Origin of the sequence: Apilactobacillus kunkeei (assembly GCF_005930975.1) — a bacterium.
Taxonomy (GTDB): domain Bacteria; phylum Bacillota; class Bacilli; order Lactobacillales; family Lactobacillaceae; genus Apilactobacillus; species Apilactobacillus kunkeei_E.
This window is the reverse complement of record NZ_VBSE01000041.1, coordinates 1-25509: the sequence shown is the minus strand read 5'-3', so window position 1 is coordinate 25509 and position 25509 is coordinate 1. Positions and strand designations below refer to the sequence as shown.

The 25509-nt window shown below is 37.0% G+C and carries 26 protein-coding genes, 4 tRNA genes and 1 riboswitch; of the genes, 24 read left to right on the top strand and 6 right to left on the bottom strand.

Annotated features, from left to right (window positions below; all coding sequences use genetic code 11):
• Positions 1 to 16: 16 nt before the first annotated feature.
• A complete protein-coding gene (locus tag FD688_RS04550) occupies positions 17 to 679 on the bottom strand; it encodes a histidine phosphatase family protein (protein ID WP_318530878.1) in 663 nt (220 codons plus the stop codon).
• 152 nt (positions 680 to 831) lie between these two features.
• Here FD688_RS04550 and helD point away from each other — a divergent pair, with 152 nt between their 5' ends.
• The 7 genes from helD (at position 832) to FD688_RS04515 (ending at position 10242) form a co-directional block, all read left to right on the top strand.
• Complete coding sequence (gene helD / locus FD688_RS04545; RefSeq protein WP_138741973.1) at positions 832 to 3132, top strand: RNA polymerase recycling motor HelD; 2301 nt, start codon at positions 832 to 834, stop codon at positions 3130 to 3132.
• Between the two features lie 116 nt (positions 3133 to 3248).
• Positions 3249 to 4172: a type I pantothenate kinase gene (gene coaA, locus FD688_RS04540; protein ID WP_138741972.1), complete on the top strand. Its 924-nt coding sequence runs from the start codon at positions 3249 to 3251 to the stop codon at positions 4170 to 4172.
• Between the two features lie 77 nt (positions 4173 to 4249).
• Positions 4250 to 5797, top strand: coding sequence for a glutamine-hydrolyzing GMP synthase (gene guaA, locus FD688_RS04535; protein WP_138742092.1), 1548 nt, complete (start codon positions 4250 to 4252; stop codon positions 5795 to 5797).
• Positions 5798 to 5965: 168 nt separating this feature from the next.
• A complete protein-coding gene (locus FD688_RS04530) occupies positions 5966 to 6967 on the top strand; it encodes a hypothetical protein (protein WP_138741971.1) in 1002 nt (333 codons plus the stop codon).
• Between the two features lie 418 nt (positions 6968 to 7385).
• Positions 7386 to 8402, top strand: a complete 1017-nt coding sequence (adhP, locus tag FD688_RS04525; protein WP_034535094.1) for an alcohol dehydrogenase AdhP — start codon at positions 7386 to 7388, stop codon at positions 8400 to 8402.
• Between the two features lie 75 nt (positions 8403 to 8477).
• Positions 8478 to 9866: a flavocytochrome c gene (locus FD688_RS04520; RefSeq protein WP_138741970.1), complete on the top strand. Its 1389-nt coding sequence runs from the start codon at positions 8478 to 8480 to the stop codon at positions 9864 to 9866.
• 22 nt (positions 9867 to 9888) lie between these two features.
• A complete protein-coding gene (locus tag FD688_RS04515; protein ID WP_054604920.1) occupies positions 9889 to 10242 on the top strand; it encodes a hypothetical protein in 354 nt (117 codons plus the stop codon).
• A 26-nt stretch (positions 10243 to 10268) separates the two neighbouring features.
• On the opposite strand, the gene FD688_RS04510 is transcribed toward FD688_RS04515, so the two are convergent.
• A complete protein-coding gene (locus FD688_RS04510; RefSeq protein WP_138741969.1) occupies positions 10269 to 10901 on the bottom strand; it encodes a carbonic anhydrase family protein in 633 nt (210 codons plus the stop codon).
• A gap of 97 nt (positions 10902 to 10998) precedes the next feature.
• On the opposite strand from FD688_RS04510, the gene FD688_RS04505 reads away from it, so the two are divergent.
• The 5 genes from FD688_RS04505 to FD688_RS04485 all read left to right on the top strand — a co-directional run bounded on the left by FD688_RS04505 (position 10999) and on the right by FD688_RS04485 (position 14747).
• Positions 10999 to 11889: an RluA family pseudouridine synthase gene (locus FD688_RS04505; protein ID WP_190242908.1), complete on the top strand. Its 891-nt coding sequence runs from the start codon at positions 10999 to 11001 to the stop codon at positions 11887 to 11889.
• Positions 11882 to 12643: a DUF1003 domain-containing protein gene (locus FD688_RS04500; protein WP_138741968.1), complete on the top strand. Its 762-nt coding sequence runs from the start codon at positions 11882 to 11884 to the stop codon at positions 12641 to 12643. The genes FD688_RS04505 and FD688_RS04500 overlap by 8 nt, the downstream gene beginning before the upstream one ends.
• The gene (locus tag FD688_RS04495) at positions 12643 to 13041 is read left to right on the top strand and encodes a hypothetical protein (RefSeq protein ID WP_138741967.1); all 399 of its coding nucleotides are present in this window, start codon (positions 12643 to 12645) and stop codon (positions 13039 to 13041) included. Before FD688_RS04500 ends, FD688_RS04495 begins: the two co-directional genes overlap by 1 nt.
• Positions 13042 to 13215: 174 nt before the next feature.
• On the top strand, positions 13216 to 13758 hold the full coding sequence (locus FD688_RS04490) for a GNAT family N-acetyltransferase (protein ID WP_138741966.1): 543 nt from the start codon (positions 13216 to 13218) through the stop codon (positions 13756 to 13758).
• Between the two features lie 74 nt (positions 13759 to 13832).
• Positions 13833 to 14747, top strand: coding sequence for a cation diffusion facilitator family transporter (locus tag FD688_RS04485; protein WP_138741965.1), 915 nt, complete (start codon positions 13833 to 13835; stop codon positions 14745 to 14747).
• 70 nt (positions 14748 to 14817) lie between these two features.
• Here the strand turns inward: FD688_RS04485 and FD688_RS04480 are convergent, their stop codons facing one another.
• On the bottom strand, positions 14818 to 15162 hold the full coding sequence (locus tag FD688_RS04480) for a hypothetical protein (RefSeq protein WP_138741964.1): 345 nt from the start codon (positions 15160 to 15162) through the stop codon (positions 14818 to 14820).
• A gap of 157 nt (positions 15163 to 15319) precedes the next feature.
• Here FD688_RS04480 and FD688_RS04475 point away from each other — a divergent pair, with 157 nt between their 5' ends.
• From FD688_RS04475 to FD688_RS04465, 3 genes are all read left to right on the top strand, one after another.
• Positions 15320 to 15976, top strand: a complete 657-nt coding sequence (locus tag FD688_RS04475; protein WP_138741963.1) for a metal-dependent transcriptional regulator — start codon at positions 15320 to 15322, stop codon at positions 15974 to 15976.
• An 86-nt stretch (positions 15977 to 16062) separates the two neighbouring features.
• On the top strand, positions 16063 to 16827 hold the full coding sequence (locus FD688_RS04470; RefSeq protein WP_187291663.1) for a threonine/serine exporter family protein: 765 nt from the start codon (positions 16063 to 16065) through the stop codon (positions 16825 to 16827).
• A 6-nt stretch (positions 16828 to 16833) separates the two neighbouring features.
• Entirely contained in the window at positions 16834 to 17295 is a 462-nt protein-coding gene (locus tag FD688_RS04465) for a threonine/serine exporter family protein (RefSeq protein WP_225426105.1), read from the top strand.
• A gap of 24 nt (positions 17296 to 17319) precedes the next feature.
• On the opposite strand, the gene FD688_RS04460 is transcribed toward FD688_RS04465, so the two are convergent.
• Both FD688_RS04460 and FD688_RS04455 read right to left on the bottom strand, forming a co-directional pair.
• Positions 17320 to 17688: a DUF1634 domain-containing protein gene (locus FD688_RS04460; RefSeq protein ID WP_138741961.1), complete on the bottom strand. Its 369-nt coding sequence runs from the start codon at positions 17686 to 17688 to the stop codon at positions 17320 to 17322.
• An 11-nt stretch (positions 17689 to 17699) separates the two neighbouring features.
• On the bottom strand, positions 17700 to 18533 hold the full coding sequence (locus tag FD688_RS04455) for a sulfite exporter TauE/SafE family protein (RefSeq protein WP_053795701.1): 834 nt from the start codon (positions 18531 to 18533) through the stop codon (positions 17700 to 17702).
• 155 nt (positions 18534 to 18688) lie between these two features.
• Between FD688_RS04455 and FD688_RS04450 the strand changes: the two genes are divergently transcribed.
• A complete protein-coding gene (locus FD688_RS04450; RefSeq protein WP_138741960.1) occupies positions 18689 to 19357 on the top strand; it encodes a phosphatase PAP2 family protein in 669 nt (222 codons plus the stop codon).
• Between the two features lie 32 nt (positions 19358 to 19389).
• Here FD688_RS04450 and FD688_RS04445 read toward each other — a convergent pair whose 3' ends face one another.
• Entirely contained in the window at positions 19390 to 20199 is an 810-nt protein-coding gene (locus FD688_RS04445; protein ID WP_138741959.1) for an alpha/beta hydrolase, read from the bottom strand.
• Between the two features lie 49 nt (positions 20200 to 20248).
• On the opposite strand from FD688_RS04445, the gene FD688_RS04440 reads away from it, so the two are divergent.
• The 8 genes from FD688_RS04440 (at position 20249) to FD688_RS04405 (ending at position 25443) form a co-directional block, all read left to right on the top strand.
• A complete protein-coding gene (locus FD688_RS04440; protein ID WP_138741958.1) occupies positions 20249 to 20752 on the top strand; it encodes a GNAT family N-acetyltransferase in 504 nt (167 codons plus the stop codon).
• A gap of 39 nt (positions 20753 to 20791) precedes the next feature.
• A riboswitch (Lysine riboswitch) is annotated at positions 20792 to 20971 on the top strand.
• A gap of 104 nt (positions 20972 to 21075) precedes the next feature.
• Entirely contained in the window at positions 21076 to 22533 is a 1458-nt protein-coding gene (locus FD688_RS04435; RefSeq protein WP_138741957.1) for an amino acid permease, read from the top strand.
• A gap of 117 nt (positions 22534 to 22650) precedes the next feature.
• On the top strand, positions 22651 to 23292 hold the full coding sequence (locus FD688_RS04430) for a deoxynucleoside kinase (protein WP_138741956.1): 642 nt from the start codon (positions 22651 to 22653) through the stop codon (positions 23290 to 23292).
• Between the two features lie 274 nt (positions 23293 to 23566).
• Positions 23567 to 24850 (top strand): serine--tRNA ligase, encoded by a 1284-nt coding sequence (serS, locus tag FD688_RS04425; protein WP_138741955.1) that lies wholly within the window; start codon positions 23567 to 23569, stop codon positions 24848 to 24850.
• Positions 24851 to 25080: 230 nt separating this feature from the next.
• Positions 25081 to 25153, top strand: a tRNA-Val gene (locus FD688_RS04420).
• 3 nt (positions 25154 to 25156) lie between these two features.
• Positions 25157 to 25229, top strand: a tRNA-Lys gene (locus tag FD688_RS04415).
• 35 nt (positions 25230 to 25264) lie between these two features.
• Positions 25265 to 25348, top strand: a tRNA-Leu gene (locus tag FD688_RS04410).
• Between the two features lie 21 nt (positions 25349 to 25369).
• Positions 25370 to 25443, top strand: a tRNA-Thr gene (locus FD688_RS04405).
• Positions 25444 to 25509: the final 66 nt, after the last annotated feature.

Sequence of the window (25509 nt, the reverse complement as noted above, 5' to 3'; positions counted from 1 at the left end):
GTTATTTTTACGTTGATTAGACGTTTTCACTTAAGTTGTTGTAGTATTCAACACTAATTTCACTTGCATCAGCATTTGAAACTAGTTTTGAAACGCTTCCGTTTTCAATAGGTTCAGAAACGTCGATGGAATCATCCTTAAATTGATCAACAGCCCATCTGATAATGGTGCCGTGAGCAGCAATCATGATGTTGTCACCATCGTTAGCGTTTTGAATGACTTTCTTTAATCCGGGGATGAAACGATTCAATAGGTCTTGATTATTTTCAGCATCACCATATGGGTCGTGAGCAGCAATTAAATCGGCTGTTCCTCCCATTCCAAGTTTGCTAATCATCTTACCATAATTGTCTAAGCCATCTGGTCCACCAATTTGGTGCCAAGCAGCTTCGCTATCGTTTCCTTCAAAGTAACCGAAGTTTTCTTCACGGAAAGCTTTATCTGCAATAGGTTCTTCAATATCTGAGGGATTTTGTTGCAATACATATTTTCCAGTATCAAATGCACGAGGCATATCACTAGAATATGCGTGATTGAATGTAATAGAACTTAATCTTTTTCCAGCGTCAATGGCATCGGCAATCCCTTTTTCAGTAAGAGGGGCATTTGCGATACCTTGAATACGGTTGTATTTATTTAAATAAGTTTGTCCATGACGAACAAGATAAATGTTAATCATCAGAAAAAACCTCCTGACATATTTGTATGCTTATATTTTATCATATATGCCGGGGCTATAGAAAAGATTAGGTTAATGATAGATTGGCTTTTCTTTCTATCATATATGTGCTAGAATTAATAACCAAATTTTAAGATAGGAGCGTAGCTCAAATGTCTGAATCAATTAAAGAACAAGAACAAAAACATTTAAATGATGTTTTGGCCAAAGTTGAAGTAGCTAAGGCTGAAGCAGTTAAAAAAATTAATCGTGCTGAAAAAGATGAGCATGATATCAATAAGAATTTCTATAATGATGTCCGTTTGAAGACCAGTACTTATTCTGGAATGATGGAAACTTCCGTATCAATTCGCCAACAACAACAAATGCTGGAAGAACGTGAAAATAGTTGGAAACATGCAACTAAGGAATACGACAAGCTTGCCAAGATGCAAGAACGTCCTTACTTTGCTCGTCTAGACTTCGAAGAAGAAGGCGAACACAAGGCAGAAACTATTTATATCGGTTTAGGTTCTTTTGCCGATAGCCCAGATCACTACTTGATTTATGACTGGCGTGCTCCAATTTCGAGTATCTACTACGATAGCAAAATTGGTAAATTGACCTACCACACACCAATGGGTGAACAAACCGTAAACGTGACTTTAAAACGTCAATTCCAAATCAAGGATGGCAAGATTGAAACTATCTTTGATACCGACCAAGTGGTTGGAGATCAAATGCTATTGGATAACCTAAATGGTAAGTCCAATACTAAGATGAAGAGTATCGTTACTACCATCCAAAGAGAACAAAACAAAATTATCAGAGATACCAAGTCCGACTTGTTATTCGTGCAAGGGGCCGCTGGTTCTGGTAAGACAGCTGCAGTATTGCAACGTGTCGCTTTCCTATTGTACCAATACAGAGGAAAACTAAGTTCAGCGCAAGTCGTATTGTTCTCACCTAACCAATTGTTCAACGATTACATCAACCAAGTGTTGCCTGAATTGGGTGAACAAAACATGGTGCAAATGACTTACTACCAATACAGTAGTTTGCGTGTTCCTAAGTTTAAGGTTGAAACTCTTTCAGAACGTTTTGAAGAAGATAATTCAGAAGACAAGAAACTAAGAAACATTAATAACCTAAAGAACAGTCTAGAATTCTTCAAGGCAGAAACTGCCTACACTAACCACTTGAACAGTGAAGACATGAAGTTCAAGAACTTGAAGTTCCAAGGAGATATCTTTATCTCAAAGGAACAAATCGCAGAAATTTACTACAGTTTTAATGAAAACTACAACCTAAGAAATCGTCTAGACGCTACCAAGGAACGCTTGATTAAGATTTTGAACCGTCGTGTCAAAGTCGAAATGAAGAAACCATGGGTAGAACAAGCTGTGCAAGACTTGAGTAGAGAACAAATTCAAGCCGTACAAAACGCCCATCCAGACGAATTCGAAAACGCTGATAAAGAATTCGACTTCCTAGCAAGACACATCGTTATCGGTGCCTTCAAGCGTATTAGAAAACAAATCGTTCACGGTCGTTTTCTAGGGGTTAATAACCAACTAGTACACTTCTTAAGAAACGTGCCAAATCTAATCGACTTATCCAAGTACGACCTAACCAAAGAAGACTGGACTAAGTCAGTTGATGCTTCAATCAACCAAATGAAGAACGGCCACATCTCAATGTCTGATGTTTCAGTATACCTATACCTATTCGACCGTATCTCAGGTAAACGTCCAAAGACCGACATCAAGTACCTATTCATTGATGAAGTCCAAGACTACACCGCATTCCAAATGGCATTTATGAAGTTCACTTTCCCACGTGCCCGTTTCACACTACTAGGGGACTTGAACCAAGCTATCTTCACTCATGAAAATAGTCATACATTGCTATCAGAACTATCAACCATGTTTGATCCTGAAAAGACTAACGTCGTGCAACTTACTAAGTCATACCGTTCAACTGAGCAAATCACTGACTTCACTAAGCACATTCTAGAAGGCGGTAGCCAAATTGAATCATTCGCGCGTGTCGGTGACAAACCAGTCATGCAAGTTGTTGCAAATAGGGATGCTGCCTTGGATAAATTAGTTGATAGAATTAACAATGATAAGGAAAAACATGATACAACAGCCATTATCGTCAAAACATTGGCCGATGCAAAGTTATTATCCGAACAATTAGATGATAAAAACGTAAAAAATACGCTTATACAGACTGAAAACCAACGTTTGACTACTGGAACCCTAGTAATACCTGCTTACCTTGCTAAAGGGCTAGAATTTGACTCTGTGGTTATGTTTGACGCAGATGACAAACATTTTGGTGAAGAAGCAGATCGTCAATTGGTTTATACAATCTGTACTCGTGCAATGCATGAACTAACGATTATTGCTGAAGGAAAACCAACTCACTTGTTTGATGTAGTTCCTAGCAATTTATATGATTTACAATAATTGCAATTAGTAACAAATAAAAGCGCCTATCCAAAGGGATTAGGCGCTTTTTTATCGTTTCTAATGTGTTCAGTGGTATTATGGACGTACTACTTTTATTGAACGGAGGCGTAAAATTGTCAGATCCAATCAATTACTACGCATTTAAGAAAGACGAGTGGAAGGACCTATACAAATTACGTTCTTTACCCGTTACTACCGACGGGTTAAAACAAATTAAAGCATTTAATGATGAGATTTCACTACAAGACGTGCGCGACGTCTACATTCCCATTGTTCATTTGTTGGACTTATCCACCCAAAACTTTAACCAGTGGCAAAAAACAAAGACTGCATTTTTGGATAAACAAGATCGAAAAGTGCCATTTATTATTGGAATTTCCGGAAGTGTGGCGGTTGGAAAATCAACTACCGCCAGACTATTGGAAGTATTGCTATCTAGATACTTCGAAGACAAGAAAATCCAGCTAATTACTACCGATGGTTTTTTATATAATTCTGCTGAATTAAAGCGTCGTGGCATCATGGATAGAAAAGGATTCCCAGAAAGTTATGACATGAAGTCATTGATTAACTTCTTAAATGAAGTAAAGTCAGGTAAACACAATGTTAAAGCACCAGTATACTCACATGATGTATATGACATTATTCCTGATGAGTTTGATATCATCGACCAACCGGATGTCTTGATTATCGAAGGAATCAACACTTTACAACTACCAAGTAATCAACAAATTTACGTTTCTGATTTTACTGATTTTTCAATTTACATCGATGCTGATGATGAATTGATTGAACAATGGTATATCGAACGTTTTGAAAAACTAATGGATACAGCATTTCAAAATCCATCTAACTACTACTATGAAATGGCGCATACAGATCGTAAGAAGGCTATTGATACCGCCAAGGATGTTTGGCAACAAATTAATTTACCTAATTTGCTAGAAAATATTAAACCTACTAAGACCAGAGCAGACTTAATTATTCACAAAACAGATGATCATCGTATCGATAAAATTTTGCTTAGAAAGTATTAGATTTAATTTGACGCCATTCATTTTTCTATGTATGATAAATACAATTTAATGATTGGAGAGTGAATGGTTTGGCTGAAATGGATTTATCATCGTTTGATAAAATCTTGGTGCTTGACTTTGGAAGTCAATACAATCAATTAATCACCCGTCGTATCCGTGATTTTGGTGTGTATTCCGAATTAAAGCCCCATGATATGACCATCGACGAAATCAAGGCTTTTAACCCTAAAGGGATTATCTTCTCTGGAGGTCCTAACAGTGTTTATGCTGAAGATGCATTGACTGTTGATCCTAAAATTTTCGAAATGAATATTCCAATTCTAGGTATTTGTTATGGTATGCAACTAATGGCATATAACCTAGGTGGAGGACAAGTTGATGGAGAAGACCATGGACAATATGGTCACGCTGACATCGACATTACCTCTGATAATGCGGAACTATTCAAAGATTTGCCTAAGGAAGAACCAGTTTGGATGAGTCATGGAGACCTTGTACGTAAGGTTCCGGATGGCTTTGAAAATGTGGCAACTGCTGAAGGTTGCCCAATTACTGCAATGCAAGATACCGCTAGAAAGTTCTATGGAATTCAATTCCATGCGGAAGTTAGAAATACCAAATACGGTACTGACATCCTAAAGAACTTCGTGTTTAACGTTTGTGGCGCAGAAGCTAACTGGTCAATGAATGACTTTATTGACTTACAAATCAAGCAAATCAGAGAAGAAGTTGGCGACAAGAAGGTTATCTTAGGTCTATCCGGTGGGGTAGATTCAAGTGTAACCGGTGTGTTATTGAACAAGGCGATTGGTGATCAACTAACTTGTATCTTTGTTGACCACGGTCTACTTCGTAAGAACGAAGTGAAGGAAGTAATGGATAGTCTAGAAGGTAAGTTTGGTTTAAACATCATCCAAGTTGATGCAAGCAAACGTTTCTTAGACAAGTTATCCGGTGTTACTGATCCCGAACAAAAGAGAAAGATTATTGGTAATGAATTTATCGAAGTCTTTAATGAAGAAGCTTTGAAGCTTAAGGATGTTGATTTCTTAGCTCAAGGTACTCTATACACTGACGTTATTGAAAGTGGTACTAACACCGCTGAAACTATCAAGTCTCACCATAACGTTGGTGGTCTACCAGAAGACCTACAATTCAAACTAATCGAACCAGTTCGTTCATTATTCAAGGACGAAACTAGACGCTTGGGTGAAGAAATGGGGATGCCAGACTACTTAGTATGGCGTCAACCATTCCCAGGTCCTGGTTTAGGTATTCGTGTTATCGGTGAAGTTACTGAAGACAAGCTAGAAATTGTTAGAGATAGTGACTACATTTTACGTCGCGAAATTGCCGCTGCTGGATTAGATAAGGATATTTGGCAATACTTTACCATTTTACCTGGCTTTAGAAGTGTTGGTGTAATGGGTGATGGTCGTACTTATGACTACACCATCGCAATCCGTGCAGTTAATTCCATTGATGGAATGACTGCTGATTTTGCTAAGATTCCTTGGGATGTCTTGTCAGAAATTTCAACTAAGATTACAAATGAAGTAGAAGGGGTAAACCGTGTAGTATACGATATTACTAGTAAGCCACCTTCGACAATTGAATGGGAATAATCTAAATTAATAGTATGGAAAAAAGATAATCAATTATTGATTATCTTTTTTATTTATATAGTATGATCGTCCAAAAAATATAATTGTTTGTTTTTATTTTTTAATGATATATATTATATATAGTTAATTTAATATTTACATATATTTTATATTTGGAGAAGAATTCTTATGAACAAAGCATTAATGACTACAATGGCAGCAGGTGCCGTATTCGGTGCCGGTGTTGTCGCAACACAAGGAACTCAAGCACATGCCGACGCAAAGAGCGATGTACAAGCTGCTCAAAACAGAGTTGACTCAGCTAAGGCTAAGGTTGATGAATTAAGCAAAGGTAAAGGTGTAACTGAAGTACAAGGTGGTATTCCTGATGACTTAAAGAAACAAATTACTGATGCACAAAACAATGTTGTTAACTCACAAAATTCATTAGCATCATCACAAAAGAATTTACAATATTACTTAGACCAAAAAGACACATTGCAAAAACAATTGGATGCTGCAAATGCCAAAGTGAATGCAACAAGTGACACTGACCCATCATATCAACAAGTATTGACAGACTTTTATAAAGTACAATATGAAGTACAAGATAACGATGCTCAAATTAAAAATGCCCAAGGTTGGACTAAGTCATATGGAAAATACATCCAATATTACAACGACCAACTAAAAGCCCTTCAAGACAAAGCAAACAGCTATGGCGGTAAGACAGTTACTGTAAAGAAAGTAGACCAATCAGCATTAAATGCTGCTAAGAAGGAATACAAAGCTGCTGTTAAGGCATTAGACAAAGCAAAGGCAAAGGCTGTAACCTACGATGTTCCAGCGGTCGGTAAGCACAACGAATTCACTAAGACTGCTAAAACTAAGAAAGCTGCTAAGCATGAAGCTAAGAAACATGTAGCAAAGAAAGCAACTAAGAAAGCTAAAAAGCATGTGATTAAGAAGATTGTTAAGAAGTCAAAGCACCTATTTAGTGTACGTATTAAATCTAAGAAGGTATATGCATACAAGACAATTGCCCTTCACAAAGATGGCCGTAAGGTAGAAAAGAAAGGCACTAAATTATATGTATACAAAATTGTAAAGAAAGGTAACAAGCAATTCTACAAGATTGCTGGTAACCGAGTAATTACAGCTAATAATCACTACGTGGTTAGAGTAAAATAGATACTTTAATACGAAAGTTGAATGGGAATAATCATTCTCTAAAAAATCTCAACGTGATTGTTGAGATTTTTTTATTTACAAATGATCTTTTCAATTATAAAAAAGTTAGATATTGATGGCCTTTAATCGATATTATTACACTATTTAAATACTATTTTTACCTCAAAAGATAAGCTTATTAGAATTGAATTAAGTGTTTAATTCTATTTTGGTAGGATATAAATCGTTCAATAATACCTAATTAAAGTGATGTTGCATATTGGAATGATTGTATAGTGATTATATTCACAATCAAAAGCTAAAATGATAAAAAACTCATTAAAAATTTATTGTTTTTTGCTTTATTATCGGATAATAAGGTGGTACATTATATGTGAAAACAATATCAATGTTGTATTATATGAAGGAGATTTTATCAATGAAAGCTGCAGTAGTAAGAGACAACTCAGATGGATATGTAGATGTTAAAGATGTTGAACTTCGCCCAATTGAAAATGGTGAAGCTTTAGTTCAAGTTGAATACTGTGGTTTATGCCACACCGACTTACATGTTGCCAATGGAGACTTTGGTGACCAAGCTGGCCGTATTATTGGTCATGAAGGTGTAGGTAAAGTTATTCAAGTTGCCGATGATGTAGATAATCTAAAAATCGGTGATCGTGTATCAATCGCCTGGTTCTTCAAAGGATGCGGTCACTGTGAATACTGCTTAAGTGGTAGAGAAACATTATGTCGTGAAGTTAAGAATGCTGGTTTCACTGTTGATGGTGCTATGGCTGAACAAGTAATTGTTGACGCTAAGTATGCTGTTAAGGTTCCAGAAGGATTGGACCCAATCGAAGCTACTTCACTAACTTGTGCCGGCGTTACTATGTATAAGGCATTAAAAGTTGGTCACACTAAGCCAGGTCAATGGGTTGAAATGGTTGGTGCCGGTGGTTTAGGTAACCTAGGTGTTCAATTCGCCAACAACGTCTTTGGTGCAAACGTTATCGCCGTTGCTCGTGGTAACAACCTAGAAAAGGCCGAAGAACTAGGTGCTAAGAAGGGTATCGACTACCGTTCAGAAAACCTATCAGAAAAGGTCAAGGAAGAAACTAATGGTGGAGCCCACGTTTCAGTTATCACTGCTGTTAACCCAATCGCCTTTGATCAAGCTATCAATGCTTTACGTCCAGACGGTCATCTAGTTGCCGTTGCGCTACCAAAGGGTAACATGGACCTAAACATTGCCCAAACTGTATTGAACGGAATCCACGTTGAAGGTTCACTAGTTGGTACTAGAGAAGACCTACGTGAAACTTTCCAATTCGGTGCTGAAGGTAAGGTTAAACCAATTGTTCATACTAGAAAACTATCAGAAATCAATGATGTTATCGACGAAATGAAGAATGGTAAGATTGTTGGTAGAATGGTTATCGATTTTACTAAATAAATTTAACTAATTAAAGCATTGTCTTTTGGACAATGCTTTTTTTGTACTAAAATAATGACATTAGGAGGTTTGGTTATGGCTAAATATATTTTTCATCCAAATGACATCAAAGGACTAAAGAAACATTATGATGTAGCAATCGTTGGTTCTGGTGCCACAGGATTAATTAGTGCAATTCAAGCTGCAGAACTGGGTCTAAAACCAGTCGTATTAGAAAAGATGGATAAGTTAGGTGGTAACTCGACCAGAGCTTCTTCTGGAATGAATGCTGCTGAAACTTCCGTTCAATTACAACACCACGTGGTAGACAGTTTTCAAGACTTCTACAATGATACATATATTGGTGGTGGCAAACAAAATAATGTTGATTTATTGAAATACTTTACTGAACATGCTGCGTTAACTGTTGATTGGTTAGCTCAACACGACATCAAACTAGATGACTTAACAATTACTGGTGCGATGAATACTAAGCGTACTCATCGACCAAGTTCACAAGCTCCAATTGGTGCTTATTTAGTAACTAGTTTCCTACAAATTATCGAAAAGATGGGCATCGAAGTATACAACAATGTTGATGTTACTAAAATTGATAAATCTGGTGCTAATATCTCAGGTGTTGAAGTTAAGGATGCCGATGGCAACGTCCATTCAATCAAGTCCGGTGCGGTCATTCTAGCTACCGGTGGTTTTGGTGCGAACAAGCAACTAATAGGTCAATACCGTGATGACTTAACTCATTACCGTACCACTAACCAAGAAGGAGCAACCGGCGATGGTTTAAAACTAGCCAGTGATGTTGGGGCAGCTTTGGTAGATATGGATAAGATTCAAGTTCATCCAACTGTTCAACAAGATAATGATCATGCCTTTTTAATTGGTGAAGCTATTCGTGGTGAAGGTGCCATTTTGGTAAATACAAAGGGAGAACGCTTCGTTAATGAATTGGACACTAGACAGAAGGTAACTGATGCAATTAACCAACAAGACACTAAGCATGCTTATTTAATTTTAGATGAAGAAGTGGTCAATCATGCTCAAGCAGTGAAGTTTTATGATTCTATGGGTATGGTCATTCATGGAGATACTATTATCGACTTAGCAAGAAAAATTGGTGCTGATGAAAAGACATTGTCAGATACAATTGCAAAATGGAACCAGGCTGTTGAAGATGGTAAGGATGATTTTGGCCGTACCACCGGAATGAGTCGCCAATTAATTCATCCAGATTATATGGCCATTCATATTGCACCAGCCGTTCACTACACAATGGGTGGCATTAAAATTAACCACTTTACTCAAGTTCTAGACAACAACAATGACGTAATTAATGGTTTATTTGCTGCTGGAGAAACGTCTGGAGGCTTGCATGGTAATAACCGAATTGGTGGTAATTCAATAGCGGAAACAGTGGTATTTGGTCGTCAATCCGGACAACAGGTTTATAAGTATTTAACAAAATAATAAAAATTAAGGAGGATTATATATGCATAGTGATATGGCCGAGTGGGTCGCTGCGATTGCTGAAGCGTCTTCAGTATTCGTTGCACTTTTTCTACCGTATTATAATCAACACGTGGAAAATAAACGCAAACTAAGAAATGTAAAAATGTTAATTCATAGAATGGGGAAACGCTCTATGAATGGAGATGAAGATGCAATGGAACATCTTCAAACTATTTTAACAACAGCATATCTAAAAAATATGAATTCTAAGACTGAAGATGTAATCAATGATGGTCAACAAATACTAGATATCATGAATATGTCTGAGGGAAAACCAAATGCAGAACAAAAGAAGCAAATTAGAGAATTGCTAAAAGAAATTGATGAAATATAAAAAAGAAGCCACTTTAGTGGCTTCTTTTATTTGTTGTAATACTGAACATTTCTTTCATTTAATGGTTGGCAATCACGATTGTTTTTGCCGAATTGAGCAATGAACCAGTCGACTTGTTTTGGGCTTACCGTCAGTTTTGAATTATCAATGACTAACCATTCAATACCCTCGGTTAAAGGAGGAGTGGTTAGTGATCCTTGATAGTGGAAGCCGGTTGAAAGGCTTGAAATCCAGTTGGTTAATTTTAATGACACACTGTGGCGATTACCTTCTTCAAAGTTATTAATGATTTCTTGTAACTCTGCGTTAGCATTTCCCAAGGTAGGAAATATTGCCACTACTACCGTTTGACCAATTTCATTTTCATGAACGAGATGAATTTCAATTGGATTTATCTTACCGTCGACGATATGTTCAGCAGGAGCATGAAAATGCACTTGCTTGAATTTGAAGTCGCGATTAAAGATGGTAGCATGGCCCATTCCAGTCAAACGAATGGTAGTATTATCATCAATTTCTGTATTTAATTGGTAGAACTCATTGGCATGAATTGGCAGATAATCAGCAAGATGTTGACTGTCATGAGTTGATAACATAATTGGCGATTGACATTTACCAAATTCATTCTTCCAATTATTTTGTTCACTATAATCTAACATATGATATGTATCTTCTTTCCATTAATAATATGAGTTTGCTTTTCTAGTATGTTAATATAACATACATGATAATTAATACAACTCGGAGGAAATTATTGTGCAATTCACATGGCAAAATCAAGATGAACAAAATGCTGGTATCAAGAAGTTTTTAGGTGCCCATGGCGTCTCGCATCGGATGTATAATGATGTTAAATCAACTGGTACAATTTTAGTCAATGGTAACGCAGTTGATTTGAGTTATAAGCTTGCTGTGGGCGATGAAGTGACTGTAATCTTTCCACCGGAAACAAGTGATGATGAGGTTGCATTTAGTGATGAACCCATTGATGTTATTTATGAAGATGATAATTGGCTGGTGGTAAACAAACCAGCGGGGTTAACCAGTGTTCCGGGTCCATCTAACCGTGTAGATACGCTAGTCAACCGCATTAAGGGATATTTGAAAAAAAGGGGTAGTATTGATTTAAGGCCGCACTTAATTACCCGTTTGGATCGTTTTACATCTGGAATCGTCTTGGTAGCCAAAAACCGTTTAGCCAATAGTCTAGCTAATCAACAGATCGCGCAACACAAGATTGATAAGATGTACTACGCTGTTGTCGACGGTATCGGTCTAAATGATCATGGGATGATTGATAAACCAATCGGCCGTGTCGGTGATAACTTCAGAAGGGAAGTTATTGAAACCGGCCAAAATGCCAGGACTGAATACTGGAAGATTGGCGAGTTTGATGATTCCACACTGGTGCGATTGAAACTCCACACTGGACGAACCCATCAAATCAGAGTTCATATGACGTCACTAGGTCATCCGCTATTGGGGGATGAATTATATCAAGGGCCACTTGATAGGGGAATTGACCGTCAAGCACTTCACGCTTATTATTTACGTTTTAACGATGAATTAACAAATCAAGTTCGAACTTTTGAAATTGAACTACCAGAAGATATGAAGTCTTTGGTGAAGGAGGATCAAAATGACTGAAAAAGCCAAATTAGTACATTGTATTGTAGATGATGCACAACTATATTCTGATGAAGGTTTTTACTTGGGTGATTTAACTCAAACAATGTCCAATGCCATTAAGGCCGATTATCCAGGCGCAAAGGTCACCAGTTTTATTTGTGCTCACCATCTATTAAAATATCGAATGTCTCGCGTTGATTCATTAATCAATTCCGACTTGAAACAAAGTCAAAAGATTAATCGTAAGTTGACCAGGGCATTACAAAGCGATAACTATGAAATTAGAGACGTCAACGAAGCACTGCAACAAAGCCTAACCTTTGGACAAAAGGTATCAGACGCAGTTGCAAGATTTGGTGGTAGTTGGACCTTTATCTTCATTTTTATTGTTATATTAATTATCTGGATGGTTATCAATGGTTTGGCACTGTTTGGTGTCCACTTTGATCCATATCCATATATTTTATTAAACCTATTTTTGAGTTGTTTCTCAGCAATTCAAGCCCCCATCATCATGATGAGTCAAAATCGTGCCGCTGAACGTGACCGTTTAGACTCAGAAAATGATTTTCATGTGAACTTAAAATCTGAACATGAATTAAGAATTCTCCACGCTAAGTTAGACCACTTAACTCAAAACCAATTACCTCATGATTTGGAAGTTGAAAAGCTTCAATTACAAATCTTGGGTGAAGTCAGAAGTGAGTTGGCCAAACTACGTGAAGAAAATACTAAGCTAAAAGAAAAACTAAAACAACAGGAGAATCAATAATGGAAGATAACATTCAATTGGGTTCAGATGTTTTTAACAAGATGATGTTTGTCCTAGAAACACCAGTTACACAAGATAACCACAAGTACTACAAGTTCATGAACCAAGAAATGCAAGAAATTGCTGATAATATTTGGGCAATGCCTGCATATATGAAGGAAGACGATGACTTCTCAATGTTTTTTATCATCACTGAAATTGAAAGTGGTGAAACGGTTGTTGCTTTCTCTGAAGGTAGCTTACAAGATGGTAACTTTTCATTAGGAGAACCAATGGTCTCCGGAAAAGGACTTAATATTTTAAATGAACATGATGAAAAAAGAGCTGCTTCAGTTCTCCATTTTCTAAATCAAATTTCTAAAGCAGCTGAAGGAAATTGGCGCATGATTGAAGACTAAAATCGCTGATTTTAACATGTTCTAAAAGCGCTTCATGATGGGCTTTATGAGAGTTTTCATAAAAGTCCATTTTTTTGTAAAAAAGTCTTTGCTTTTTGGAAAAATGGTGGTAATATTTTCTAGTCGCTAAAATGATAAATATTTAAATCAAACACAAAAAGGGGGGCTTAGATCATGTTAATGAGAAGAGCACAAATCGAAGATTTTAACGCAATTGAACAAATTATTTTCGAAGGAAAGGAATTGCTTGCCAAACAGGGTGTGAACCAATGGCAAACAGGTTACCCAAATGCAGAATCATTAATGAATGACATCTTAAACGGATGGACTGTTGTACTTGAAGAAGATGGTGAAATCTTAGGTACAGCTGCCGTGATTGACGGACTAGACACTAGTTACGAAAATCTTGATGGTCAATGGTTGACTGACGGCCCTTACCTATCAATTCACCGCGTTGCAGTTTCCAACAGACACCATGGCAGAGGATTGGCTCAAAAATTATTTGAAGGTATCTTCAATGCAGTGGAGAAAATGGACAATGTACAAAGTGTTCGTATTGACACAAACCCACTTAACTTGGGCATGCAACATGTCATCAAGAAGGCTGGATTTGTAGAAACCGGCAGAGTAGTTCCAATCTCTGCAACAGACCCATCGAACGTCGTAATGAACTACGCATACGAAAGAGTAATTAAACAACCAATGTTAATTGCCTAAGCTGATTTTTTTAAATCAGCTTTTTTTGTTTTCTGACAAAAGGTATAATGAAACTGAACAGAGGAGGTGGTATTATGCACGAACATGAACATAACGATGTTAACGCTATGTCTCAACGTCGTTTCTTTACGGTGACAATTTTGAACTCATTAATTACTTTAATTGAGTTTTTAGGAGGCATTTTTTCAGGAAGTTTGTCACTATTATCAGATGCTTTTCATAATTTCGCGGATTCAGCATCGGTAGTCGGTAGTTATTATGCGCACCGAATTAGTCAAAGACCCCAAAATCAATTGAATACCTTTGGTTACAAACGCGCTCAAATTATTTCAGCGTTTTTAAATTCACTATTTCTAGTGATTATCTCTGTTGTTTTAATTGTTGAAGGGGTACAAAAACTATTTAAACCAGAACAGATTAACGGAAACTTAATGCTAATTGTTGCTGTGGTTTCGACAGTTGCTAATTTGGTATCAACACTTTTGCTAAGTCGTGGGTCAAAGCATAATCTAAACATTCGAGCTACATATCTACATTTATTGAGTGATACCTTAGCTTCACTTGGTGTTATCCTAGGTGGTATTTTAATTAAGTTGTTTGATTGGGTGTTAGTTGATCCAATCATTACCATCATTGTGGCACTTTACATTTCAGCTGAAGCATACCCAATCATCAAAAAAACTGTTAAGATTTTGATGCAAGGATCACCAATGGTTGATTGCTACGCGATTCAAAAGGACATGATGAATATCGAAGGAATTACTGGAATTCATCATGTTCATATCTGGTCGGTTGATGAAAACAGTATCGTATTCTCAGCACACATTAATATGCAAGATATGCTAATTTCTGAAGCTGAAAAGATTTATGATCCGGTGGCTAAACTATTACATGATAAGTACAATATTGAACACGTGACGTTGCAAGCTGAAGTTGAACGTGGGAAGAAAGAGGACTTATATCTCGATTCCAGAAACGATATTGATTAATAGTCAAAATAAAAAAGACGCTTTTCAAAACGAAAAGAGTCTTTTTTGTTTTGAAAAACGGCTTTTTAAATTATATCCCGTGCGGAGCAGCTACAAATTGTCTGTCATACCACTCATTCCAAGTGATTTCACTATTACCATTGGCGAAATATTTCATATCTAATTCGCCCAATAACTTGGCATAACTATGACTACAATAAATGATGGTGTCCTTAGCAGCATGTTCTACATTTTCAAACTTGTTGCGGCAGACCTCCTGATTGATTTGCCATAACATTGATTGGTCAGGAACCTGACTTAAAATCTCCATGTTTTGGCTTCTATAACAGCGAACGTAAAATTCACTGAATGACTTGATACTAGTAACTTTGGCTTGTTCGTTAAGCTCATCGAAATGGAATAACTTTTCTCCCATAAAAACGCCTCACTTTCGTATCGTAGATATTAATATTTAATATCTCGGTTTAATTATATAATTTTCCCCAAAAAATAGAAATAAAAATGGTAAAATAGTATATAAAGTTGTAAGATACTCTTTAGTAGATTTGAATTTAGGAGACATGGATATAAAAATGACCCCAAAAAAAGAGGACTATTTAAAAATTATTTTTGAGCTAGGTGGAACCAAAGAAAAGGTATCCAATAAAAGGATTGCCATTAGTTTGGACATTGCACCAGGATCAGTTACTGAAATGGTTAATAAGCTATTAGATGAAGGATTAGTTGAACACGAACCATATGCGGGAGTGTCATTAACTGACGATGGAATCAAGTTAGCTGAAGTCCTAGTTAGAAAACACCGTATTTGGGAAAGTTTTTTAGTAAACGAACTAGGATATCCACTTCCAGATGTTGATAAAGAAGCTGAAGTTTTGGAACATTCTACCAGTGGTAGATTGCTAGAAGCAATGTACAAAAAATTGGGGAACCCATCTCATTGTCCACATGGAGGAGTTATTCCTAACATGTCAGGACATTATAAAGAAGATAGCCATCGCCTATTAAATGATGCCGATGATGGGGAAACAGTCGTTGTTGACCGTTTCATCGACAATCACGACCTACTAACCTATTTAGGCGACATTCAATTAGATATTGGAGATAAACTTAAGGTAATTAAGCATTCTCCATTTGAAGGACCTGTAACAGTCCAAAATTTAACTGATAATCAAGAAAGTGACATTAGCTACAAGGCTTCTCACTACGTATTTATAAGAAATGCTGATTAATAAAAAAGACTGAATTGAAAAATTCAGTCTTTTTTATTATCATCATAATCAATGTTATAATTAGAAAAACATTAGATGACACGGAGGTGAGATGGTTGAACGAAAGACAAAGAAGTAAGTTAGTCGTTGAGACCTGTCTACTTGCTGGAAAGATTATGATTGAAAATGGCTCAGAAATGGTCAGAGTCACTGATACCATTGATCGTATTTCAAGAAATGCCGGGGCAACAGAAGCCAGGGCATATGTTACTTTGACGGGGATTATCATGTCAGCAACCCCTGACATGGGTTCTCAGGTCACAGCAATTGATAAAAGAACGTTTGACTTGGAGAAAGTATCAACGGTTAATGATTACTCCCGTCAGTTTGCCGATAAGAAAATCTCGCTTGGGGAATTCTATCGTCGTCTAAAACGGATGGATAAGGATGTCAAACCATTCCCATTCTGGCTTCAAATGATTGGTGCTTTCATGGTTAGTTCCACTTTGGAAGTTGTATTTAGAAGTAACTATACTGATTTTTGGGCAGCCGGATTTGTTGGTATGATGGGTTGGTGCATTTATTGTTTGACAGATCACTACACAGACATTCGTTTCTTAAATGAATTCATAGCGGCGATTTGCATTGGCTTCATGTCGATTTTAATCATTAGAGCGGGGCTTGCTAAGAGTGCCGATGATTTAATTATCGGTGGATTGATGCCACTTGTTCCTGGAGTACCGATTACCAATGCTGTAAGAGATACATTGTCCGGGAACTTAGTATCTGGTCCATCTAGGGGAATCGAAGCGATTATGAGCGCCTGTGCACTTGGTTTTGGTGTAGCAATGGCAATAAAAATTTTGGGGTGATTTATATTGGTAACCGTAATTGTATATAGTGTGTGCGTTTATTTCGCCACCATTGGATTTGGTTTATTAATTAATCTACCTAGAAAAGCATTGAACATGTCCGGATTGGTTAGTTTAATTGGCTGGTTAGTTTTTCATATCGTTAATATTCATATGGGTGGATATTTAGCTGCCGATATTTTAGGAACTTTTACAGTTGGAATATTGAGTATCTTTGCATCTAGATATAAAAAAATGCCGGTAATTATCTTTAATATTCCAGCATTGGTACCGTTAGTTCCTGGAGGACAGGCTTACCAAGTTATGAAGTGTTTAGCGATTGGAAACTATGCTTTAGCTAAGTCAAACTTGATTCAAGTCATCTTCATTGCTGGTGGAATCGCGTCAGGTTTTCTATTTGCAGAATTTCTAAACCAACTATACTTAAGATTTAAAACATATTTGAGAACAAAAAAAGCAACGAGATAAACTCGTTGCTTTTTATTTTGCATTTTATCCGAAGAAGAAACTAATGATTAAAACGACTAGAACGAATGTAGTAATCCAAACGTATAGCATATCCTTTTCTTTGTAAAAGGAATAAATTGATACGATTACTCGTAACACAGGGGTAAGGATTAGGCAGAAGATTCCAAACATCATAATCGCGTATGGTTTCAATGTAGCAATTCCACTAAAGATTGCCTTAAAAGTAGTTGGAAAGGCGTCGTGAGCATATCCAGATTTACCAGTGATTAAAAGTAATAAAAGACCAATAATCATGATGGTAGCTGAGATGACAACACCGACACGTAAAATTTTTCCGATAACTAATTCGATACGATTCATTTCTTCTTTAGTTGCTGGTTGTTGTGTATTCATGATCTAACCTCCTAGAATCCTTTGTATAACATGCTACAGGCAATGTAAAACATGATAGGGACAAAGATAATACGAATCCATCTAGCAGGAAGAACTTGCATGATGCGAGAACCGATTGTAGCACCAACTAGAATTCCCAATGCTAATGGCACGGCAACTTGTGGCAAGATTGAACCGTTGAAGAAGTAGACAGTTGCTGAAGCAGCAGCGGTAACTCCCATCATTAGGTTACTAGTTGCACTGGATGGCTTTAAAGGCATCTTCATGAAGGTATCCATTGCGATAACCTTAAAAGCACCTGAACCAATTCCTAGTAAACCAGAGGCAAGACCGGCACCAAACATTACAGATAGTCCACCTGGGATATTTTCCACTTTGTAGTCGATTTGCTTCTTTTCAGCTTTGTCATAGTAACTTGAGTTAAGACGTAGTTTTTCAGCTAATTTATCATCTTTGGTGCTTAGATTGGACTTGTTTTTGTTCAATAATTTCTTGACCATGTTAAATGCGGAGAATAGTAGTAATAGTCCAAATAGTATGTAAAGGTATTTAGGCTCTAGAATTCCTGTAAGTAAGGCCCCAGATAGTGCACCAATGGTAGTGGCAATTTCTAAAAACATTGCAACACGTAAGTTTAAGACTTCATCTTTTAGATAAGCGATAGTTGATCCAGAACTAGTTGCGATAACCACAACGATACTGGCTCCTATAGCGTATTTAATATCTAAATGGAAGAAAAGTGTTAGGACGGGGGTGACGATAATTCCACCACCCAATCCTAGGACAGCGCCACCGATACCAGCTAAGACACCGATGACAATCATTAGAATGACTGTTTCAATCATTTGTTGCTCCTCCTAAAATTATAAATTACTTAATATTATAACAATTATTAGTTTCATTGCACTACTTCCAAGTTTTAAAATTAGAAAATACCCTTAAGAATAGCATTAGCTGTGGTATAATGGCATTAAAAAGTGATTAGGAGGATCGATGCATTATGATCATCGATAAGGATTACACCCGCGGCATTAGATTTTTCGTTGGGTTAGTTTTATCATTATTTGTTACTGCATCGGTAATGATTGACTCTGGATATTTAAGATTTCTTGACTCAATTTTTATCGGTCAAATCCAAAAAAATACTGGCGGATTCAAAGACACAATCATGCACTTAGCCACCACTTTAGCTAGTCCAAAGATGGATATCATTTGGATTTTCATTTTGGCATTCTTCATGTGGGGATTCAAATTTAAGCTTCAAGCTTTATGGGGAATCTTTACATTAGCTGGTGCTGACGTAATTGGATTCATCGTCAAGAATATTGTTAGACGTGATCGACCAGTATTTCACAGCGCTTCTGATACTGGATTTAGTTTCCCAAGTGGTCACGTATTAGGTATCTTCATTGTCGTTGCGGTTGTATGGATTGTCATTCTTCCACATATCCAAAGTAGCTTAATCAGAAGATTACTATATGTATTAACATTTCTTTTTGTGCTATTGGTAATGGTATCTAGAATCTATCTAAATGCTCACTTCCCAACAGACACTGTTGGTGCTGTAATCATTGGTTACACATGGTTACAAGTATCAGAAATGTTATATGTAAGATATGCGCCAAGATTAAAACAACACTGGCGCCCGGTTTTACACTCATACCTATAATAAAAAAGAACTGATGAATTTCATCAGTTCTTTTATTTTTGCCAGATTTCATCTAACCAGGTAATGGCTAAATCAAACCATTTAGCAACGCGGACGTTGCTTGAATCTTCGTTCCAGGATGTGATGTTATTGGCGAGTCCCATTCCGTGAGGACCGTGGTGAAAAATGTGTAGTTCGTTATCCACGTTATATTCGTTTAGTTTGATGGAATACTTAAGTGCATTCTCCACAGGAACGAATGGATCGTCAGCAGTATGCCATATAAATGTTGGCATGTTTTTATTGGAAACGTGTTCGTCGGCAGCAATTTGTTGGTCGTTTGATATCCAGTTTAGGATACTTTCCTTATCCTTGGGAAAACCATAGGTTAAGTTAGTCACAGGATAGCTTAAGATAACTGCGTTTGGTTTTAAAATATCTGCGTTATCAACGCCAGCTAGTTCTTGCATCCAATCGGTGTGATAAAAGTCGTTATATAGACTGCAGATATGGCCACCAATGGAGAATCCGGCAATTGTAATCCGGTTTTCATCAATATTAAATTCGTTGGCATGTTCACGAATGTACTTGATACTGTTGGCCAATTCTTCTAGTGGATTTGGCATTAGTGGCATTGCTTCTTGTTCAAATGTGTATCTTAGGTAAAAACTTTGATAACCGTTGGAACTGAAATTCAATGCGAAACTTTCTGCTTGGTGGAGTGAAATATGGGTATAAGATCCACCGGGGACTACGATTACGGCGGGGTATTTGTATTGATTAGTTTGCACATCTGCAGATTTAAGATATCCTTGAAGAAAAGCGTTTGAGTTTTGACGAATCGATTCTCTGATGATTCTCATATAAGCACCTCTCAAATATGTTTTACATACATTTTAACGCAAGGAGATAATGATTGTGGATAAAAAGAACAATTTACCTGAAAAAGAAGTGGAAGTAACCGAGTTACGTACAGATGACTTTGAAGACTATTATGAAATGATGCGCGATGAACAACTAGCTAAGAAGACTGGTTTTGAGCCAGTTAACGATGAAAAGAAGGCTCATATGTTGTTTGAATCCGAAAATGATACTAATAAAACCTATGCAATTAGACTTATCAACAGTGGAAAACTAATTGGGATTATTAATTTATTTCCCGAAATTGGGGATAACTTTGAACCTGATTATGAAAATATCGAATTAGGCTATTTTATTAACACAAGTTATCAACAGCGTGGATATATGACCTATGCATTAGGATATGTGGTCGATAATCTAAAAGCACCTATAAAAATAGTTGAGGCAACGGTTGAAGCACACAATGTACCTTCACAAAAAGTTTTACACAGTTTAGGTTTTGCACAGGTGGATGAATACGACGAGAATTTAGTTTTCGAAAGGAAAGTAAAATAGTATTGTAATCTTCAAGACATTAATATATAATATTGTAGAAATCTAAGAAGAGGCGCAGCTGACAAAAGTAGCTATCATGAGTCGATAGGGCGACTATGATTGATAGTGAAAGGGGATGTCTGCCGAAACGACCGTTTCCTTTATTAAACGAGTCTGTTGGGTTCTAGCTTAATAGGCTAGAGACTGTCGTGGTTAATTCCACGGAGTGCTTTGTGATCAATAATTAAAAGAAATTATTATGGTCTCTTCTTGTGTTTACAGGAAGAGACTTTTTTAGTTATTATCGGCACCTCTTAGAAATATTTATAGAGGGTGAATAAATCATGAGTGACAACTCAAATAATCATGTAAAGAGAGGCCTAAAGACCAGACACGTTTCTATGATTGCCCTAGGTGGTTCAATCGGTACCGGTCTATTCGTCGCCTCTGGTTCAGTTATTAGTCAAGCTGGACCTGGTGGAGCATTAGTTGCTTACTTATTAATGGGACTAATGGTTTACTTTTTAATGACCAGTCTAGGTGAAATGGCAACCAACACACCTATTTCGGGTTCTTTTGCGGCATACGCAGGCAAGTATGTCGATCCAGCTCTTGGTTTTGCCATGGGTTGGAACTACTGGTTCAACTGGGCCATTACCGTTGCCGTTGATATCTCAACAGCAGCTTTAGTAATGAAGTTCTGGTTACCACACATGCCGGGTTGGATTTTTAGTGCAATTACTTTGGCTTTAATACTATGTGTAAACGCATTATCAGTTAAGTCATTTGGTGAAACAGAATTCTGGATGTCATTGATTAAGGTTATTACAATCTTTATCTTCCTAGCTGTAGGTGTTTTAACCATTTTTGGTATCATGGGTGGCCACTACATTGGTTTATCTAATTTCACATACAAGCAAGCACCATTCGTTGGTGGTATTCCGATGATTTTAGCGGTATTCGTAGTTGCTGGTTTCTCATTCCAAGGAACTGAATTGGTCGGAATTACTGCTGGTGAATCAGATAACCCAAGAGAAGCTGTTCCACGTGCTATCAAGGATGTTTTCTGGAGAATCATTTTATTTTACATTTTAGCAATCTTCATAATTGGTGCAATTATTCCATATACTAGTCCTGATTTATTAGGTTCAAGTGCTACCGATGTTGCAATTAGTCCATTTACAATCGTATTCAAGCGTGCTGGTTTAGCAGCAGCTGCATCTGTTATGAATGCGGTTATCTTAACCTCAGTTATCTCATCTGCTAACTCAGGGATGTACGCATCAACTAGAATGCTTTATTCAATGGCTCATCAAGGATTTGCTCCTAAGGCTATGGGTAAGACTAACCGTCGTGGTATTCCTGTGGGTGCTTTAGCTGTTACCACTGTTGTTGCCTTACTTACTTTCATTACAAGTATCGAAGGCCCAAAAATTTACCTATGGTTAGTTGCTGCGTCTGGTCTTACTGGATTTATCGCTTGGGTTGGAATTGCTTTATCTCATTACCGTTTCAGAAGAGCTTTTATCAAGCAAGGTCACTCAGTTGATGAATTAAAGTATCACGCTACGTGGTTCCCAATTGGACCAATCATTACTTTAATTTTATGTATCCTAGTTATTTGTGGTCAAAACGTAACTTCATTTGCTAACTGGGATTGGGAACAAATTGGAATTACTTATATCTCAGTACCGCTTGTATTGATTTTATACATTGGTTACAAGATTAAGAACAAGACACATCTAATCCCTCTAGATGAAGTCGATGTCTCTCCTTCTGATTTGAATGACGAAGAAAAATAATTTAGAAAAGATGCTGTTTTAGCGGCATCTTTTTTGTTTACAATTAATTTATTCATATTCAAAACGAACGGAATGTATTAGAATAGTATACTAGAAAACGATATTAAGGAGATTATTATGATAGTACTTGCTGGAACGATTGGAGCCGGAAAAACCTCTTTAACTAAAATTCTATCTGCTCATCTTGATTCAACTGGATATTACGAATCAGTGGACGATAACGAAATTCTTCCATTGTTTTACAAGGATCCCAAGAAGTATGCATTCTTGTTGCAAATTTACTTCTTAAATACCCGTTTAAACAATATTGAAAAGGCTCATAACGAAAAATTAAGTGTTATGGACCGCTCTATCTACGAAGATTCATTACTATTTAGATTAAATGCTGATATGAAACGTGCTACTTCAACTGAAGCTGATATCTATGATTCATTGCTGGAAAATATGATGGAAGAAATTCCTGGTTCTTTGAACCAAAAGAACCCTGATTTATTAATCCACATCAATATTTCATTTGATACTATGTTAAAACGAATCAAGAAACGTGGAAGAAGTTATGAACAAGTGGATAAAGATCCGGAACTTTATAACTATTACCAAGATTTAAATAGTCGATATAATGATTGGTATGATAACTATAATTTATCTCCAAAGATGCAAATTGACGGTGATAAGTTCGATTTTATCGAAAATGATGAAGATTTATCAGCTGTTTTAAAACAAATTGATGAAAAAATTGCTGAATTGAGCTTAAAATAGTTGCTAATCACATTTTTTTATAATATTATTGAGTCAACAAATAAACGCAAGGTATGTTTTAAGTAGACAACAAAGAGATGCAATGGTTGGTGTGAATTGCAAGTCGAAATTCCGGCATACGAAAAGCGGGTAGGTAATGCTACACGGTAGGTGACCGTTATCTCCAAACGAGTGTTTAGCATGTGCTAAGAACTTGGGTGGTACCGCGAAAAGAAGACCTTCGTCCCAATGGATGGAGGTCTTCTTTTTATTTGTAAAATTGGAGGTATTTACTATGTTAGATATGAAAATGATTCGTCAAAACGCTGACTGGGTAAAGGAAAAGTTAGCCACTAGAAATATCAAATCTGAAACAATCGATGAACTTTTAGGTTACGATGAAAAGCGTCGTGAACTAATCGTAAAAAGTGAAGGATTAAAAGCAAAAAAGAACGATGTATCAAAGAAAATTGCCGAAGCAAAGCGTAATAAGGAAGACGCTTCTGATGCAATTGCTGAAATGCAACAAGTAGGTAAGGAAGTTAAGGAATTAGATGAACAACTTGAAAAAGTTGAACAAGATCAAAAAGACTTGGCTGCCCACTTGCCAAACATTCCAGCTGATGATGTTCCAGTTAGTTTAACCGAAGAAGGTGCTGTTGAACTAAGAAAATACGGGGAACCTCGTAAATTTGATTTTGAACCAAAACATCACTGGGACCTAGGTGAAAAACTAGGAATTTTAGATTTCGAAGCAAGTGCTAAGGTTGCCGGTAGTCGTTTTGTCTACTACATGGGTGCAGGTGCACAATTAGAACGTGCCATCTACAACTTTTACTTAGATCAAAACGCTAAGGCTGGTTACAAAGAAGTATTGCCACCATACATGGTGAACTCAGCATCAATGTTTGGTACTGGTCAATTCCCTAAGTTTAAGGAAACAAAGGCCGGTTTCGAAATTGCTGATAGTGATTTAACAATGATTCCTACTGCCGAAGTTCCATTGGTAAACTACTATAGAGATGAAGTAATGGACGCAGACAAATTACCTGTTAAGTTCACTGCATTATCACCAGCATTTAGATCAGAAGCCGGTAGTGCCGGAAGAGATACCAGAGGTCTAATTCGTTTACATCAATTCAATAAGGTAGAAATGGTTCAATTCACTAAGCCTGAACAATCATGGGATGCCCTAGAGAGCATTACTGCTCACGCTGAAGACTTATTGAAAATGTTAGGTATTCCTTACCACGTAATTACACTAACTACTAGCGACATGAGTTTTACGGCAGCTATGACTCATGACATCGAAGTATGGATGCCAGCACAAGGTCGTTACCGTGAAATCTCAAGTTGTTCAAACACAACTGATTTCCAAGCACGTCGTGCACACATTCAATACAGGGATGAAAATGGTAAACTACAATATGTTCATACCTTAAATGGATCTGGTTTAGCTGTTGGTAGAACCGTAGCTGCTATTTTAGAGAACTTCCAAAATAAAGATGGATCAATCAATATTCCAGAAGTATTACAACCATACATGGGTGGTAGAACCAAAATTACAAAAGAAGATTAATTAAATAGTTTTCAATAAAGCGATAATCATTGATTATCGCTTTTTTATTTTTTTCAAAAAAAGGGTAGACAGACACCATAAATTTAGATATAATATTTTTTGTTGAGTTAAAGGAAACGGCTCAGAAGTAAGTCATATCAACAATTAATTAAAATTTATCGTTGACAGTGATTGAAAGAAATGATATTATTAAATAGTTGTCTTGCTAAGAGATAACTTGAAGACCTCATGGAGGATTAGCTCAGTTGGGAGAGCATCTGCCTTACAAGCAGGAGGTCACAGGTTCGAGCCCTGTATCCTCCATATGAGCCGTTAGCTCAGCCGGTAGAGCATCTGACTTTTAATCAGAGGGTCGGCAGTTCGAACCTGCCACGGCTCATTGGCTCTATGCCATATACATTTTAATATAACCATGCGGGCGTGGCGGAACTGGCAGACGCGCTAGATTTAGGTTCTAGTTTCCTTATGGAAGTGGGGGTTCGAATCCCTTCGCCCGCATTTGCAATTTGCATAATTGCTGCCGACTTAGCTCAGTTGGCTAGAGCGCTTCACTAGTAATGAAGAGGTCGGGTGTTCGAATCATCTAGTCGGCATTATGCGGAAGTAGTTCAGTGGTAGAACATCACCTTGCCATGGTGGGGGTCGCGGGTTCGAATCCC

Bases quoted from the DNA above. Each gene is read 5' to 3' on its own strand.
- FD688_RS04550 (WP_318530878.1), bottom strand. From the start codon at position 679: ATGATTAACATTTATCTTGTTCGTCATGGACAAACTTATTTAAATAAA.
- helD (WP_138741973.1), top strand. From the start codon at position 832: ATGTCTGAATCAATTAAAGAACAAGAACAAAAACATTTAAATGATGTT.
- guaA (WP_138742092.1), top strand. From the start codon at position 4,250: ATGGATTTATCATCGTTTGATAAAATCTTGGTGCTTGACTTTGGAAGT.
- FD688_RS04530 (WP_138741971.1), top strand. From the start codon at position 5,966: ATGAACAAAGCATTAATGACTACAATGGCAGCAGGTGCCGTATTCGGT.
- adhP (WP_034535094.1), top strand. From the start codon at position 7,386: ATGAAAGCTGCAGTAGTAAGAGACAACTCAGATGGATATGTAGATGTT.
- FD688_RS04520 (WP_138741970.1), top strand. From the start codon at position 8,478: ATGGCTAAATATATTTTTCATCCAAATGACATCAAAGGACTAAAGAAA.
- FD688_RS04515 (WP_054604920.1), top strand. From the start codon at position 9,889: ATGCATAGTGATATGGCCGAGTGGGTCGCTGCGATTGCTGAAGCGTCT.
- FD688_RS04510 (WP_138741969.1), bottom strand. From the start codon at position 10,901: ATGTTAGATTATAGTGAACAAAATAATTGGAAGAATGAATTTGGTAAA.
- FD688_RS04500 (WP_138741968.1), top strand. From the start codon at position 11,882: ATGACTGAAAAAGCCAAATTAGTACATTGTATTGTAGATGATGCACAA.
- FD688_RS04495 (WP_138741967.1), top strand. From the start codon at position 12,643: ATGGAAGATAACATTCAATTGGGTTCAGATGTTTTTAACAAGATGATG.
- FD688_RS04490 (WP_138741966.1), top strand. From the start codon at position 13,216: ATGTTAATGAGAAGAGCACAAATCGAAGATTTTAACGCAATTGAACAA.
- FD688_RS04485 (WP_138741965.1), top strand. From the start codon at position 13,833: ATGCACGAACATGAACATAACGATGTTAACGCTATGTCTCAACGTCGT.
- FD688_RS04480 (WP_138741964.1), bottom strand. From the start codon at position 15,162: ATGGGAGAAAAGTTATTCCATTTCGATGAGCTTAACGAACAAGCCAAA.
- FD688_RS04475 (WP_138741963.1), top strand. From the start codon at position 15,320: ATGACCCCAAAAAAAGAGGACTATTTAAAAATTATTTTTGAGCTAGGT.
- FD688_RS04460 (WP_138741961.1), bottom strand. From the start codon at position 17,688: ATGAATACACAACAACCAGCAACTAAAGAAGAAATGAATCGTATCGAA.
- FD688_RS04455 (WP_053795701.1), bottom strand. From the start codon at position 18,533: ATGATTGAAACAGTCATTCTAATGATTGTCATCGGTGTCTTAGCTGGT.
- FD688_RS04450 (WP_138741960.1), top strand. From the start codon at position 18,689: ATGATCATCGATAAGGATTACACCCGCGGCATTAGATTTTTCGTTGGG.
- FD688_RS04445 (WP_138741959.1), bottom strand. From the start codon at position 20,199: ATGAGAATCATCAGAGAATCGATTCGTCAAAACTCAAACGCTTTTCTT.
- FD688_RS04440 (WP_138741958.1), top strand. From the start codon at position 20,249: ATGATTGTGGATAAAAAGAACAATTTACCTGAAAAAGAAGTGGAAGTA.
- FD688_RS04435 (WP_138741957.1), top strand. From the start codon at position 21,076: ATGAGTGACAACTCAAATAATCATGTAAAGAGAGGCCTAAAGACCAGA.
- FD688_RS04430 (WP_138741956.1), top strand. From the start codon at position 22,651: ATGATAGTACTTGCTGGAACGATTGGAGCCGGAAAAACCTCTTTAACT.
- serS (WP_138741955.1), top strand. From the start codon at position 23,567: ATGTTAGATATGAAAATGATTCGTCAAAACGCTGACTGGGTAAAGGAA.